Origin of the sequence: Sporolactobacillus shoreicorticis (assembly GCF_024125445.1) — a bacterium.
GTDB classification, from domain to species: Bacteria; Bacillota; Bacilli; order Bacillales; family Sporolactobacillaceae; genus Sporolactobacillus; species Sporolactobacillus shoreicorticis.
Genome location: NZ_JAMXWM010000045.1, coordinates 1 through 14,454, shown reverse-complemented (window position 1 = coordinate 14,454; position 14,454 = coordinate 1). Strand labels below are relative to the sequence as shown.

Annotated in this window: 15 protein-coding genes and 12 tRNA genes; 2 read left to right on the top strand and 25 right to left on the bottom strand. The window is 46.4% G+C overall.

Annotated elements, in window-relative coordinates:
- Positions 1 to 59: 59 nt before the first annotated feature.
- The 24 genes from NIE88_RS21095 to acpS all read right to left on the bottom strand — a co-directional run bounded on the left by NIE88_RS21095 (position 60) and on the right by acpS (position 12,658).
- A tRNA-Ile gene (locus tag NIE88_RS21095) sits at positions 60 to 136 on the bottom strand.
- A gap of 10 nt (positions 137 to 146) precedes the next feature.
- Positions 147 to 220, bottom strand: a tRNA-Gly gene (locus NIE88_RS21090).
- Between the two features lie 5 nt (positions 221 to 225).
- Positions 226 to 302 (bottom strand) — tRNA-Pro (locus NIE88_RS21085).
- A gap of 4 nt (positions 303 to 306) precedes the next feature.
- Positions 307 to 383, bottom strand: a tRNA-Arg gene (locus NIE88_RS21080).
- Positions 384 to 393: 10 nt separating this feature from the next.
- Positions 394 to 479 (bottom strand) — tRNA-Leu (locus NIE88_RS21075).
- A 13-nt stretch (positions 480 to 492) separates the two neighbouring features.
- A tRNA-Leu gene (locus NIE88_RS21070) sits at positions 493 to 577 on the bottom strand.
- A 6-nt stretch (positions 578 to 583) separates the two neighbouring features.
- Positions 584 to 655 (bottom strand) — tRNA-Lys (locus tag NIE88_RS21065).
- 3 nt (positions 656 to 658) lie between these two features.
- Positions 659 to 733, bottom strand: a tRNA-Gln gene (locus NIE88_RS21060).
- A gap of 53 nt (positions 734 to 786) precedes the next feature.
- Positions 787 to 862: transfer RNA gene (locus NIE88_RS21055), tRNA-Asp, on the bottom strand.
- Positions 863 to 883: 21 nt separating this feature from the next.
- A tRNA-Glu gene (locus tag NIE88_RS21050) sits at positions 884 to 958 on the bottom strand.
- 7 nt (positions 959 to 965) lie between these two features.
- A tRNA-Ser gene (locus NIE88_RS21045) sits at positions 966 to 1,057 on the bottom strand.
- A gap of 1 nt (position 1,058) precedes the next feature.
- Positions 1,059 to 1,133 (bottom strand) — tRNA-Asn (locus tag NIE88_RS21040).
- A gap of 152 nt (positions 1,134 to 1,285) precedes the next feature.
- Complete coding sequence (locus tag NIE88_RS21035; protein WP_253065449.1) at positions 1,286 to 1,762, bottom strand: SprT family protein; 477 nt, start codon at positions 1,760 to 1,762, stop codon at positions 1,286 to 1,288.
- Between the two features lie 20 nt (positions 1,763 to 1,782).
- The gene (locus NIE88_RS21030; protein WP_253065447.1) at positions 1,783 to 3,951 is read right to left on the bottom strand and encodes a Tex family protein; all 2,169 of its coding nucleotides are present in this window, start codon (positions 3,949 to 3,951) and stop codon (positions 1,783 to 1,785) included.
- A 112-nt stretch (positions 3,952 to 4,063) separates the two neighbouring features.
- Positions 4,064 to 4,852 (bottom strand): RNA polymerase sigma factor SigB, encoded by a 789-nt coding sequence (gene sigB, locus NIE88_RS21025; RefSeq protein ID WP_253065445.1) that lies wholly within the window; start codon positions 4,850 to 4,852, stop codon positions 4,064 to 4,066.
- Positions 4,824 to 5,303, bottom strand: coding sequence for an anti-sigma B factor RsbW (gene rsbW, locus NIE88_RS21020; protein ID WP_253065443.1), 480 nt, complete (start codon positions 5,301 to 5,303; stop codon positions 4,824 to 4,826). Before rsbW ends, sigB begins: the two co-directional genes overlap by 29 nt.
- Positions 5,296 to 5,634, bottom strand: a complete 339-nt coding sequence (locus NIE88_RS21015) for an STAS domain-containing protein (protein ID WP_253065441.1) — start codon at positions 5,632 to 5,634, stop codon at positions 5,296 to 5,298. Before NIE88_RS21015 ends, rsbW begins: the two co-directional genes overlap by 8 nt.
- Before the next feature lie 63 nt (positions 5,635 to 5,697).
- A complete protein-coding gene (locus NIE88_RS21010) occupies positions 5,698 to 6,696 on the bottom strand; it encodes a PP2C family protein-serine/threonine phosphatase (RefSeq protein WP_253065453.1) in 999 nt (332 codons plus the stop codon).
- Between the two features lie 507 nt (positions 6,697 to 7,203).
- The gene (locus NIE88_RS21005) at positions 7,204 to 7,554 is read right to left on the bottom strand and encodes a type II toxin-antitoxin system PemK/MazF family toxin (RefSeq protein ID WP_253065439.1); all 351 of its coding nucleotides are present in this window, start codon (positions 7,552 to 7,554) and stop codon (positions 7,204 to 7,206) included.
- A 3-nt stretch (positions 7,555 to 7,557) separates the two neighbouring features.
- Entirely contained in the window at positions 7,558 to 7,836 is a 279-nt protein-coding gene (locus NIE88_RS21000) for a CopG family ribbon-helix-helix protein (RefSeq protein ID WP_253065429.1), read from the bottom strand.
- A 157-nt stretch (positions 7,837 to 7,993) separates the two neighbouring features.
- Positions 7,994 to 9,184 (bottom strand): alanine racemase, encoded by a 1,191-nt coding sequence (gene alr, locus NIE88_RS20995; protein WP_253065451.1) that lies wholly within the window; start codon positions 9,182 to 9,184, stop codon positions 7,994 to 7,996.
- Between the two features lie 489 nt (positions 9,185 to 9,673).
- A complete protein-coding gene (locus NIE88_RS20990; protein ID WP_253065427.1) occupies positions 9,674 to 10,678 on the bottom strand; it encodes a LolA family protein in 1,005 nt (334 codons plus the stop codon).
- 47 nt (positions 10,679 to 10,725) lie between these two features.
- A complete protein-coding gene (locus NIE88_RS22655) occupies positions 10,726 to 12,240 on the bottom strand; it encodes an NAD(P)H-hydrate dehydratase (protein ID WP_253065425.1) in 1,515 nt (504 codons plus the stop codon).
- A 55-nt stretch (positions 12,241 to 12,295) separates the two neighbouring features.
- Positions 12,296 to 12,658, bottom strand: coding sequence for a holo-ACP synthase (acpS, locus tag NIE88_RS20980; protein WP_253065423.1), 363 nt, complete (start codon positions 12,656 to 12,658; stop codon positions 12,296 to 12,298).
- A 269-nt stretch (positions 12,659 to 12,927) separates the two neighbouring features.
- Here acpS and NIE88_RS20975 point away from each other — a divergent pair, with 269 nt between their 5' ends.
- A complete protein-coding gene (locus NIE88_RS20975) occupies positions 12,928 to 13,542 on the top strand; it encodes a rhomboid family intramembrane serine protease (protein ID WP_253065421.1) in 615 nt (204 codons plus the stop codon).
- A gap of 118 nt (positions 13,543 to 13,660) precedes the next feature.
- Complete coding sequence (locus tag NIE88_RS20970) at positions 13,661 to 13,903, top strand: ferredoxin family protein (RefSeq protein WP_253065419.1); 243 nt, start codon at positions 13,661 to 13,663, stop codon at positions 13,901 to 13,903.
- 177 nt (positions 13,904 to 14,080) lie between these two features.
- On the opposite strand, the gene NIE88_RS20965 is transcribed toward NIE88_RS20970, so the two are convergent.
- Entirely contained in the window at positions 14,081 to 14,347 is a 267-nt protein-coding gene (locus NIE88_RS20965) for a late competence development ComFB family protein (RefSeq protein WP_253065417.1), read from the bottom strand.
- Positions 14,348 to 14,454: the final 107 nt, after the last annotated feature.

Genomic DNA, 14,454 nt, shown 5'->3' with positions numbered 1-14,454 from the left:
TTTATCACGCTTGGCTTTTGTTCAGTTTTCAAGGAACATTCATATACATTAATTAATAATGGTGGGCCTGAGTGGACTCGAACCACCGACCTCACGCTTATCAGGCGTGCGCTCTAACCGGCTGAGCTACAGGCCCATTATCATAATGGAGCGGGTGATGGGAATCGAACCCACGACCAGAGCTTGGAAGGCTCTTGTTTTACCACTAAACTACACCCGCAAAGATGGTCGGGAAGACAGGATTTGAACCTGCGACCCTCTGGTCCCAAACCAGATGCTCTACCAAGCTGAGCCACTTCCCGACAATGGTGCGCCCTAGAGAAGTCGAATCCCCAACCTTCTGATCCGTAGTCAGACGCTCTATCCAATTGAGCTAAGGGCGCAAAATTAAAATGGTGCGGTCGAGAGGACTCGAACCTCCACGAAGTTGCCTCCACTAGCCCCTCAAGCTAGCGCGTCTGCCATTCCGCCACGACCGCATATTCAATTAATTGGTGCGGGTGAAGGGACTCGAACCCCCACGTTGGAAAACACTAGATCCTAAATCTAGCGCGTCTGCCAATTCCGCCACACCCGCATAAAATGAGCCACGAAGGATTTGAACCTTCGACCCTCTGATTAAAAGTCAGATGCTCTACCCCTGAGCTAGTGGCTCATGTGGCTGGCCCAGCTGGATTCGAACCAGCGCATGACGGCACCAAAAACCGTTGCCTTACCGCTTGGCTATGGGCCAAAAACAATTATGTATCGAAACACATATCGTTTTCTTCTATCATAGTTGATAAATGGCGGATCCGAGCGGATTTGAACCGCCGATCTCCTGCGTGACAGGCAGGCATGTTAACCCCTACACCACGGATCCTCAAATAACCCTTATTATAAATGGTGACCCGTACGGGATTCGAACCCATGAACCCACCGTGAAAGGGTGGTGTCTTAACCACTTGACGAACGGGCCATAAAAATGGCGGAGAAGGAGGGATTCGAACCCTCGCACGATTTACACCGTCTACTCCCTTAGCAGGGGAGCCCCTTCAGCCAGCTTGGGTACTTCTCCGTGGCTCCACAGGTAGGATTCGAACCTACGACCGATCGGTTAACAGCCGATTGCTCTACCACTGAGCTACTGTGGAATAAGTGGTCCAAAAAAAACAAATGCATATGCTATTCTAAACTGTGTTAATCCATTTGTCAATATAAATTCGAGCGACACAATCGTTTGTCCTTTTGACGACTTAAATAATTTAACACAGATTAAGATCCCACGTCAACCCTATTTTTAATCTTATTTAAAATGATCGACACGTGTCTTGCTGATAAGCCGAATCGTACCGCCGCATGCGCCGCAAACATAACGTGCGGTATCTAACTTTCTCTTACGATAGAAATTTGTTTCACAAGTAGAACATTGATAGTGGTAACGAATGGACGAACCCGTGCGCGTGTTCGGAATTACTTCGCAAAATCGTGAACCGCCTACTCTTGCCAGCAGCGTGCGAAAATCGCTATCTCTGTGGCGGTAGCCCAATCCCAGCAGATGAAGGTGATAATGGCACAATTCGTGTTTAATAATCTTTAGAAAGTCTTCTAAGCCAAAATAATTAAGCTGCCGTGCATTGAACTCAATCCGGTGCGAGTTCAGCAAATAGCGTCCCCCGGTTGTTCGAAGTCGTGAATTAAAGACTGCTTGGTGACGAAAAGGACGATGGAAGCTCTCTATCGATACCTGTTCCACAAGCTTTTGAAGTTCTTCATCAGTCATGGCCTCACCTCCACCGGTCATCAATTCTGCAATTTTTTACTTGAATCAACCATTGTTAATGAAATACGTCCTTTTTGTGTATCCACTTGTTCCACCCAAACGGTGACAATTTCACCGACACGAACAACATCAAGCGGATGACGGACATAGCGCGCAGCAAGTTTTGATAAATGAACCAAGCCGTCCTGCTTCACACCAATATCAACAAAAGCACCGAAATCCACAACATTACGGATCGTTCCTTCCAGCTTCATGCCCGGTTTCAAATCTTCCATCTTTAGAACATCTGTCTTAAGCAGCGGTTTTTTCAGGTCGTCGCGCGGATCGCGACCAGGTCGAATCAGTGCCTCAATCATGTCTTGCAAAGTCAGTTCGCCAACAGAGAGTTCATCGGCAGTTCGCTTCACATCCAATGCCTGCAGCTTATCAATCAGTTCCTGAGTCCCGATTTTTTCAACATCGCAATCCGCCTTTTTGAGCAGATTCCCTGCTACATGATAGCTTTCCGGATGAATCGGTGTATTATCCAACGGATTTCTGCCTCCGCTGATTCGCAGGAACCCCGCCGATTGCTCGAAAGCGCGCGCACCGAGTCTCGGTACTTTTTTTAGCTGCGTCATGCTTTCAAATCGACCGAGCTTTTCACGCTCCGCAATCACATTATTGGCTACCGTTTTCGACAGTCCGGATACATAATGAAGCAGTTGAGGTGAAGCGGTGTTAATGTTAACGCCAACCTGATTCACAACCGTCTCTACGACAAACTGCAACGATTTTGCTAATTGACGCTGTGATACGTCATGCTGATATTCACCGACACCCACAGATTTCGGATCCACTTTCACAAGCTCCGCAAGCGGGTCTTGGAGCCTCCGCGCAATAGAAACAGCGCTGCGTTCCTCAACATGCAGATCCGGAAACTCTTCGCGGGCAAGCGCAGAAGCAGAATAAACGCTTGCGCCCGCTTCATTGACAATCATATAAAAAAGTTTGCGCCCGGTCACCTGTTTCAACGTCTCGGCAATAAAAGCTTCGGTTTCTCGCGATGCCGTACCGTTTCCTATTGCCACCATATCAATGTGATAGCGGTCAATCAGTTCCAGAACCTTTTGCCTTGCGCCCTCGATATCCGATTTTGGCGGTGTCGGATAAATAAGCGAGATGTTCAGCACTTTTCCGGTCGGATCAACAACAGCAAGCTTGCAACCTGTGCGGTAGGCAGGATCGACGCCGAGTACCGTACGCTCTTTCAGGGGCGTCTGAAGGAGTAATCCGCGAAGATTCTCCGCAAAAATATGAATCGCCTGCTGCTCAGCCCTTTCCGTCAATGACTGTCTCAGCTCTCGTTCAACAGATGGGGCAATCAAGCGCTTGTAGGCATCTTCTGCACATGTATTCAGCAGACTCTCCGCCGTTGTCCGTTTTCCCGGATTCAATGCGTGTTTGATCGCCTGAAGAATCGATTCTTCAGGCGCTTCTACAGATACTTTAAGTATCTCTTCTTTTTCCCCACGATTAATTGCTAAAATTCGGTGAGGAACAAGCGTTTTTATCCGTTCTTCATAGGCATAGTAGTTGGCATATACATGCTTCTCATCAAGTTCCTGATGCTTCGCTTGGACATGAATCATTCCCTGTTCAGCCGTTCGCCTGCGCGCCAGTACCCGCAATTCGGCGCGTTCAGCAACGCGTTCGGCAATAATATCCAGTGCACCTTGCAACGCTTCCTCAACCGAAGCTACCTGCAGCTGTTCGGAAACATAACCTTTGGCAAAGGGTTCCACAGGATCAGATGGCAAGCGCATCAGCCAATCAGCTAATGGTTCCAGCCCTTTTTCCTTTGCAACTGATGCGCGTGTGCGCCGTTTCTGTCGATAAGGAAGGTAAAGATCTTCTACTTCCTGCAACGTCAATGCACGATTGACTTTCTGTTTAAGCAGGTCCGTCAATTTACCCTGCTCTTCAATCCGGTTAATGACTTCGATCTTGCGTTTATCTAATTGCTTGCTGTATGTATAGGCATCTTGTATTTTTTCTATTTGAACTTCATCCAGCCCGCCGGTCATCTCTTTCCGATAGCGTGCAACAAAAGGTATCGTATTGTCATCCTCCAGGAGCCCTATGGTGCGCGCTATCTGCGGTGCAGAGATGTTTAGTTTTTTTGCTATATGTAAAATAATTTCATCCATGTTATCGTCTCCTTCTCGTCTATCATATCAGAAAACAGACCTGTTCGTCTGAGCAAATAGATGAATGAAAACAAAAACAGCTCGTCCGATAACGAGCTGTCTGAATGGACGATCACTTATTAGTCGAGAATCCTACTTCATCTTTCTGAGGAAGATGATCCCGTAACTTGCGAAGTGCATTTCTTTGCAGACGAGAGACATGCATCTGTGAAATCCCGAGTCGCGCGCCCGTTTCTTTTTGGCTGAGATTGTCATAATAGGTACTGACCAGAATCTTCTTCTCTCTCTCGGAGAGTACCTGGAAAGCCTTGCTTAAAATGAGTTTCTTATGCACCTGTTCGTAGCCGCTCTCCTGCCTGCCGACAATATCGAGCAGTGTCATTGCTGCGCCTTCAGCATCACCGTCGATTTTCGAATCCACAGATAAGGTGTTATAGCCTCGAGCCATTTCCATGGCTTCAAGAATGCTTTCCTCACTTTCTCCAACGGCTGCGGCAATTTCATCAATCCTCGGGGAGCGTTGGAGCGAGTTCGTCAGCGTTTCGGTTATGCGTCGGATCTTCGGACTGAGTTCTTTGACACGTCTTGGCACATGGACACTCCACGTCTTATCTCTGATGTAGCGCTTTATTTCTCCGATGATCGTCGGAACGGCAAAGGATTCAAAGCTCCCTCCAACCTCAGGATTGAATCGCTTAATGGCAGCAATCAAACCGATCATTCCCACTTGATAAAGATCCTCGCGCACATCGCTGTTCTTCGCAAATTTGCCAGCAAGTGCGCCAACTAAATTCTCATAGCGATGAATTATTTTCGTTTGCAGCTGCTCATCCTCAGGCTTTTTTTGAAGATCAGCAATCCATTTCAGAATCTCATTCTGTTGTTGAGACTTTGTTGGCAATGCGCTCCACCCCGTCCCTAGTTACAAACTTGATCATTCGGACAGCTACACCGCATTCCGTACTGATCGTTACCTGATCCATCAGCGCATTGATTAGAAACAGACCCAGTCCCCCTTCATTAACATCGTCAAGGTCGGCCGAAGGATCGATCGGCCGCAGTTTCTGCAGCGCTTGGTTTGCATCAAAACTTTCTCCATTATGCAGCACCGTAAGCGTCAGCGCCTCATTGCCGCATTCCATAATAATCTGGATCTGACCGATTCCGTTTTTCTTATATCCATGACTGACCGCATTGGTGCAGGCTTCGGACACAGCAACTTTGATATCTTCAATCGCGTCGAACGAGTAGCCCATTCTACTTGCTGCCCCGGAACAGGCAAGCCGCGCGATTCCGACAAATTCAGGCTTTGCCGGAATGCTAAGCCGAATCACATCATTCGTTTCAGGCATTTGCGCTCCCCCCGCTTATCTGTGCTCTCGTAAGAAGATCCATTAATCCGGTGATTTCAAACAACCTTTTAATTCGTGGCGTCATACCGATTACAGAAAACCGACAATTGTGTTTTGCTGCCGATTTAAGTGCGGCAACAATAACGCCAAGTGCCGTGCTGTCCATATATTTTGTTTTATTAAGATCTAAAATCAATTTCCCATCTTCAATTTCTGTTAACGGAAGCAAACCCTTCTTCAATTCAGGCGCTGTGAATACGTCGATTTCTCCCTCCACGGCGACAAGATAAATTTTCTCTCCTTTTGCTTCCCGCTCAATTGATATATTCATGATTATCCTCCTGCTTGCTAAGCATCTTTATAGATCAATACCCAAGTGTATGGCCCGCAAAACCTAAAACTTCATCGCAATAAATGTAAAGTCATCATCAAATGAATATTTCTGCATTTTCTTTAATTCATACATAACATGACGTACCAAGCGTGCCGCAGGCATATGCATGACTTCACGAATGATTTCCACGATCTGTTCACGTTCAATAAAATCATGGTCCTTTCGAATTTCGGTTACACCATCGGTCAAGAGAAAAATCATATCGCCCGGCTCAATTCTCCGAGCGTACTCTTTATATTTGGATTCAGGAGCGAGGCCAAGCGATAATCCTCTGGCCTCAAGATCAACAAACCGATTCTCACGCTTCGAATAATAAAAACCCGGTTCATGACCGGCCGAAGAGTTTGAGAAAATATGGGTTTCAGGATCATAAACGCCGTAAAACATAGTAATAAACATACTTGGGTCTACATTGCGTTCAACCACTCGATTCAGGTTAGCAAGAATAGACGATGGCGCGCCCTGATTATTTTCAGGAATACTGTCCATCGCATACTTAATCATCGACATACACATTGCAGCAGGAATACCCTTTCCAACAATGTCGGCGATCGTGACAGCCAAGCGTTTCCCATCATTGACAATGCGATAGTAGTCCCCGCTCATTTTCTTCGCCGGCACGCTGACTGCGCCAATATCCGCGAACGGACAACTGGGGACTTTCCCCTCAAGGAGTGCCTTCTGTACCTCGGCCGCAACATCAATCTCGGTGTCTAATTGTTTCTGACGGCTTTTAAGTTCCTGATGTTCCCTGTAATCATGCCCATACCCCGACATCATTTTCATCAAAAAATCAATGGACCGAAGTGTCACACGATCAGGATTTACCGCAATTTGCTTCAATGCGTCAAGATGCATCGCGACAAGATCGTCAGGTGACACGCCTCGCTCATGAAAAAGCTCGCTTAACCGCTCACTTTCTTCGGTTGCTTCTGAATCTTGAGCAACATAACGTGCAAGTAAATCCCGATATACAGCGAGATGCGGCTCATCTTCCATCGTACCCACTGCAGCTCACTCCCCTCAAACAGCCATAGACTAAGGAACTCTCTAATTAATGAATATTCTAACTAAATGAGATAAAACGTTTTCAGTAATTCTTTATGTCAAAAAAAAGACACAACTTCTTTCACTAATTATTTCATGTATTGGCGATTATGGCAAAAAATATGAATGGCAAAATTCAACACGAATAGCTCTACTGAGCAAATTACCAGCTTTAAATGAACAATCGAAAACTTGGGTTTCGTCAGGCCTTTGGTAAAAGATAAAACTGCTGCCGCGACGGTCCCGAATGATCTGGATTCGTCAAAAGACGTGCTTTCCGCATGTGGCAATATCAACGTTACTCACAGGAAGTGGGGAGTGGGTGTCATTGGATTTTCCAAACCGTTTATACTGATTTCAGTTCATCTTTTTTAGCTGACATAACTTATTAGTGTATAAAAAAAGAAGTGCCTTTCTGATCGGAAAAGCACTTCCCGTTACGTTATGTATGTATGCGATTCAAAAGTCGATCAGGCTGAGACTGATCTGAATCGCTTTGTTTACCCGACCCATCATTTCTTCATCCAAATGCGTGATTTTATCCGTCAGTCGCTGCTTGTCAATGGTTCTGATCTGCTCGAGCAGAATAACCGAGTCACGATCAAAGCCGTATTTTTTCGCATCGATCTCCACATGAGTCGGCAATTTGGCTTTTTGAATTTGAGCGGTGATGGCCGCTACTACAACCGTTGGGCTAAAGCGATTGCCAATGTCGTTCTGTATGATTAGAACCGGGCGTACACCGCCTTGTTCTGATCCAACGACCGGTGAAAGATCCGCAAAATAGACGTCGCCGCGCTTAACAATCACCGGTTACACCCCGCTGACGGAGCGTTCCATTGTGATCTCTGCCTCCTCTTCAGCAAGGAATGCCTCAGAAGCAATGTTAAGGTTGATTTTAGCCATTTCCATGTAGCCCTGACGCATAATTTCACGGACATAGCCTTTGTTACGCTCACGCAGATACAGTCTGATTGCGCGATGGAGAAATTCGCTGCGATTCATCTTGTCCCGACTCGCCATTCCATCAATCTCATTCAGTAAATGTTGCGGCAAACTCAGCATGATTTCCTTTATCTTTGATTCCGACATGCCTGCACCCCCACCACTTTCGTCAGAATATATCATTTTTTGATCTAAAATTTATGTTACCATTTCAAATTTATTTTGCAAAGCTATTTTCGCCAAAAATCGAGTGCTTTTATGCTTAATTGTGTTATTTTTTTCATTTTTTTGCTGATTTATCGATTCATGTTTCATCCGCAGCAGATAAAATCGGATTGCTCGTTGCTATTTTCTCACTGTTTTTCCAATAGACGCGTGGAACGCGAGGGTGAATCATGCAGGTTACTTCGTAATTAATCGTTTGCAGCTGCCGCGCACGTTCATCAGCAGTAACTTCCTCAGCACCGTTTTTTCCGATTAACGTTACTTCCGTTCCTTCGGGATACGCCTGCGGAAGCCGGCACATGAACTGATCCATGCAGATTCGACCGACAATCGGGCATCTCTGACCATCGATCAGAACATCGGTGCCCTGCAATCCGCGCAGCCAGCCGTCCGCGTAACCGATCGGCACAGTACCGATCCATTCATCCTTGGAGGATTGGTATGTTGCGCCGTATCCGATAAACGACCCTTTTTCTACTTGCTTTACGTAGGTCAATCGGCTGTGCAGCGACATTGCTCGCTTAAGTTCAAACGGAAGCTGCTTCACCATTTCCTGAGAAGGAGAGAGACCGTACATCGCAATTCCATAGCGCACCAAATTAAACAAATGCCGTTTCTCCGCAGGATATTTCAAGGTCGTCGCGCTGTTGCCGCAATGAATCACCGCAGGACGTACGCCAAGTTCCTGAATCCAGTCCACCATCATTTCAAAGCGTGTGTACTGTTCATTAAAATAAGCTTCGTCATCCTGATCAGCCGTAGCGAAATGGGTAAACATTCCTTCTATGACAAAGCAAGGATCCCTGCCGATTTCAGCGACAAATGCGGATGCTTCATCCCTGCTTCGAATGCCGATTCTGCCCATACCGGTGTCACAGGAAAGATGCAGGAAAACCGGCTCTTTAGCAGTGTAGCTTTCCCGTGCACGTTTGACCCATTGTCCATCAGATACCGTCAAAGCAATATGATTTTTGGCTGCAAGGCCCGCATGCTGTGGCGGGACAGGAGACAGGACTAAGATTGGTGCTTCAATACCCTGCTTGCGAAGGGCAAGCGCCTCATCGAACAGAGCGACCGCAAGCCAGGATGCACCGTTATCCAGCGCGGTCTGCGCAATCTGCAAAGCACCATGCCCATATCCGTTTGCTTTGACAACCGCAAGCAAAGCGACGTCCTCCGGAATGCGCTTCTTCATATTTCGAACATTAATCGCGACCGCGTCCAAGTCAATATCCGCCCATGTTTCCCTGTAATAAGATGCAGCTGTCATCGTTCGCTCAACCACCCAATCCATTGAATAAAGTTTACGAGCAGGCTTTCCGCTCGCCATAAATAAGTAGTGCAAGCAACTAAGCCTTACCTTATCTTCATCTTCTTTTTTCGACAAGGTTTTCTCTTTCTATTTAAGCACTTCTCGCAAAAAAACAAAAGATGATTTTGCGACACATCCGTCACTGCGCTTCCATGATAAAGTATGCGACTTCTCAGCCAGACGGAGCGTTTTAATGCAGTCGGCTTGATTAAGGAATAGGTTGTTCGTTACTATTTATTGGCTCATTCGTAAAAAACCCAGACTTTCAACCCCTTTGACTTGATGAAGGGTTCATCTGTGTTGATGAAATAGAGAATGAAAGCTCGCTTTCACCTCCAAAATCATCAAACAGGCGGCAGGTGAGCCAGTCAACACGACGGGCATTTCACATCGCCTGCAATTAAAAAAGCGCCCGATCACGAGGAGCGGAGCGCCGGCAGTTATTCGTTATTTTGTTGCGATTCCATTGACAGATTGAGCAATGGTTACCATTTCATCTTGTGTCAATTTGTCTGAGGCCAAGAAATAATCCGTTCCCCTATAAGACCACGATAGTGATTTTTCACCACTGGAACCAATGGCAAAGCCAAGATTTTCAGGACTCCCCGTCGCAAGCGTCGGTACGGAGGTTACCGATGACTGACTCTTTGATTCAATGAGTGTGAATGGCTTCTTGCCTTCATATTTTAATACATAGCGATCACCGACTTGAGTGGCCTGCGGTTTCACAGTCGCCAGCTTGGCCCCCGAGAGCTCTGCTGTCGGATATAAAAGTTTAAATGAGGCATTCTCAGCGGTTGTCGTTTGTGTTTTGGTAATCCGAGCCGCCGTCATGTTCTGCTTTACATCAAATGTTTTGTTACTCAGTGACGGATTCACTTTGAAGGATTTGAATGTGACATTTACCACGACATTCTCATCTTTATCCTTGATCTGCACATTTTCCGGAGTCAGATCCTTTTTCAAAGAAATCGTTTGATTTGCCAGCTGCGTGGTATTGTAGTTGGTTTTGGTTTTAAAAACATACTGATTATCTTTTGCCGTGAAGCCCGGATTCGGATCGTTTAAAATATCCTTTGCCAGCGAATGATACAGATAGGCCTGACTGCGATTATTCGGCCAGTCACTCTCAAATCGATAGCTCTTATTCAGTTCCGGGGTCAGGACAAAGACACCCTCTTTATTGCGCAGAATCATCTGCTTGTTCTCTTTTTTTCCATCGCTGAGCGCCACTTTATAATAGTTCGGTTTCTTGTACATGACATTGACCTGATAGGTTTGCTTCTTCCCATTATGCTGGAAAGTCATGACTGCATCGGTTGAATAGCTGTTGAGATTCTCATAACGCTTGTTCAAATCATTGATGACATCTTTTTCCGATTTGGTGCCGCATCCGGTTAATAATGCCAAAACCAGAATCGCACCAAGCCATAATGCCGACCACTTTTTCATGTATCTCCAACCCCTTTGCCTCTATTCGGTGACAAAGGAGGAACTGCTTAAAGGTGCGCTGTTTCGCTGTAAAAGTCATGCAGAACAGGAGGAATCGCTTCAATAACATCGGTCGCCAGCACATCGAGCAGTGAGTGACCGCCATCAACCAGATTGTCCGCGGCTGCACCGTGCACATAGACCGCGTTGCATACCGCATCCATTACTTGTTCGTGCTGAAGCAAAAACGCAAGCAGGATACCGGTCAGAATGTCGCCTGAACCGCCCTTTGCCAAAGCAGCATTTCCGGTTGGGTTAACCATTTGCCGCCCGTCCGGGGCTGTGATGATCGTATACTTGCCTTTGAGTACAAGATAAACATGATACTTTTCCGCGAAAGCCTTGGAACAATCAAATCGGGTGCTTTCAATCTCCTTAACCGTATTACCCGTCAGAGCAGCCATCTCACCCGGATGCGGTGACAATACGGCAGGAACACTGCGTCTAGGCAGCAGATCCAAATGGTGCTTCAAATGAATGAGTGCGTCGGCATCAATGACGCAGGGTATCGCGCCGCTTTCTTCAACAACTTGGCAAACGAGCGTTTCTTCATGAGATTGCCGCCCAAGTCCCGGTCCGATCACAACTCCGGACACGCCATCAAGGCTGATCCGATTCCTTGGCATGAACATCGTCTCCGGCAGCCAACCCGCAATCACAGGCTTAATCGTATCCGGAACACTTACTTTCAGCAAGCCGATACCAGAACGAAGTGCCGATTTGGCTGAGAAAAAGGCTGCACCCGGCATATCGGTGCTGCCCGCGATCAGCAGTCCTTTGCCATGTGAACCTTTGTGTGAAAAAGGATCGCGCTGCGGAAGCGTCCGAACAACGTCCGCTCTCATCCGCAGCTCACGGCGAACCGATGTTTCACGATATGCGATGTGCGGAATACCGATCGGAAGCACCTGAACGGCTCCAAATGATCTGGCAGCAGGCAGGACAAACTGAGCCAGCTTTGGACATTCCAGTGTTAAGGTTCGGTCGGCAGTTACTACCGGATGCGTAAATGATTCACCGTTTGCAGGAACGCCGCTTGGAAGATCAATCGAAACAACCTCTGCACTCGAATGATTGATTTGCCTGATCACCTCACCATATTCGGGATACGGTGCTCCATGAACGCCCGTTCCCAGCAAAGCATCAACAATCAGCTCTGCCCGTTCCAACTGTCTCGCAAAGCGCTTGGGATCATCTTTTACCTGGAAAATTGTTCCCCCGCTCGCGAGATAAGCCTTCATGTGGCAGGCAGCATCCCCTGTAATTTGCTGCGGATCTGCCACGAGCCATGTTGTGGCACACGTGCCGCTGTCCAGCAGCAACCGAGCGGTGACAAACCCATCGCCGCCGTTATTCCCCTTTCCAATAATGACCATGACCTGTTTTCCTACTGTCAGTTCCGGCTCGATCGCCGCATAAACGGCGCGACCCGCATTCTCCATAAGCACCGGTCCTCCCAGCCCGATATGTGTTATGGTGTACTGATCAATGTTCTGCATTTCTTCTCGCGAAACAACGTGCACAATAGTCCCTCCTAGCGTAATAAACTATATGAGACAAGGTTCTTTAATATGCAGACTAGCATGACAAGCTTTCAATAATAACAAAAGCAGCAGCGGTGTGATCTGTATGTGTAATCGATACATGGACGGTGTCGCCGGGAGAGGTTCGATCCTCAAGCAGCGGTTTGCCAAAGGAATCGTTGATGATGGTCAGATCCTGAAAGGAAACGGATTTTCCGATTCCTGTGCCGCACGCTTTCGCATAGGCCTCTTTCGCAGAAAAACGGCCCGCCAGAAATTCCAGCTTGCGCCTGCCGCTAAGTATATCAAATTGTTTGCGTTCCTTCTCAGTCAGGACACGTTCGAGAAACGCGTCCTGATGAATCTGTTTGGCTACTCGATCCAGTTCGATCAGATCAACGCCGATCCCTTTAATCATAGAGCACTCCCGCCTTATGTTTGCAGTATCTAGTAAATGGAACAATTGATGAAAAAAATAGCATAAGAAGCGTTTGATCAATGAAGTTAGCCGCTCATTTAGTTAACGGTCATCTATGTGTAAAAGCATTCAATGACGGTTAAAATGGGGGGAAAGATCATTGTCCGACATCATTCGTTTGTTCGGCAAACCATTTTTTCGCTACCACTGATTTCTATTTTACCCTATACTTAGTACAAGATCATTCTTCAAGGGGGTTTTATGCTGCTTTGTTTATCAGAAACGAATCATTCAAACTCTTTATAAAGCTTTATCCGGTTACCGCGATCATTCTCGCTGTTGATCTCTTCATTTATCTGCTGTTTTTAGTCACCGGAACATGGCATATTGCGCCGGAATTCGCGCTTCGTATGTTTCTGTTTTCCGCAGGTTCAAACGACGCGATTTTGAATCAGGGTGCGTGGTGGCAGATCATAACGCCGATTTTCCTGCATATTCATTTTTCACACATCTTATTTAACGCGTTCTCTCTTTTTATTTTCGGACCCGCGCTCGAAGTGATGCTTGGAAAATGGCGATACGCAACCGCCTTTTTGGCAACAGGCATGATTGCGAACATCGCTGCGTTGTTCCTTGAGCCCGCCGGCTTCAGCCACTACGGCGCAAGCGGAGCACTGTTCGGGCTTCTCGGCATCTACATTTTTCTCGTAATTTTCAGGAGAGAAACTCTCTCCCGACAAGACCAGACGGTTGTCTTTGTCATCGTTCTCATCAGCTTGATCAGCTCATTCATCGGTGCGGATATTGATGTGATGGGCCATCTGATCGGTTTTCTTTCTGGATTGATACTGGCTCCGTTGTTCTTTTTAAATAAAACAAATTAAAAAGTTCTATCATTTTTATCCGCCGTCTTCTATGAAAACGATTGTTTTTTGTTCAAAAATTGTTCATAATAATGGAAGTAGTTTATCATGATTTCTATTTTGAAAGGAGTTCCTTTTCATGGCTTTCGTAATCACTTCTGCCTGCGAAAATGAAAAAGCCGGCGAATGTATCGAAACATGTCCTGTTGACTGTATTGTTGAAGACAACACACAAATGTATATTGATCCGGATGTGTGCATTGACTGCGGCGCTTGTGAGGCTGTCTGCCCCGTAGAAGCCATTTATCCGGAGGATGAAGTTCCGGAAAGTGAACAGAAGTACATTCAGATCAATCGCGATTTCTTCAAATCGAGATCTTGATCCTCATATACGAAACCCCCGCTGCTCTTCCTTTTCAGCGGGGGTTTTGCTTTCTATGATTCAACTAAATCTATGCTCAATTGTGTGCAGTTCATTGTAGCCCAGCTAATGAATCAATGCATCAAGACATAGGTACGAAAAGTTCATTTTTGTGACCATGATTTGAAGATGCGCCTTTTAATGGTGCGGATAAGCGGAAACCACTTTGGCGCTTTCAGTGATTGCTGTTAAGATTGTTGCTCGCGCCTGGGTAGTCATCAGACTTGCTTTCGCGTACATGCTTCCCGACTGATCTCTGACATAACGAGGTTTGAGCCGATTCAAGCTCAATGCGTATACATCGAGTTTACACATCTCGCAATGACAGGAAATCGACAGATTCTCCCACTGTTGGTCCAGAAGATCTCTTACCGCAGTTTCCATGACGTTATGTACAGCATTCATGGTTAATCCTTCTCTCATCTGACGAAACTTATGTAAAAAAGTACTTACTCTCTCTCTGAATCGTAGCACAGAACTAAAGCATGCTCAAGATTATTTGGTATTATATT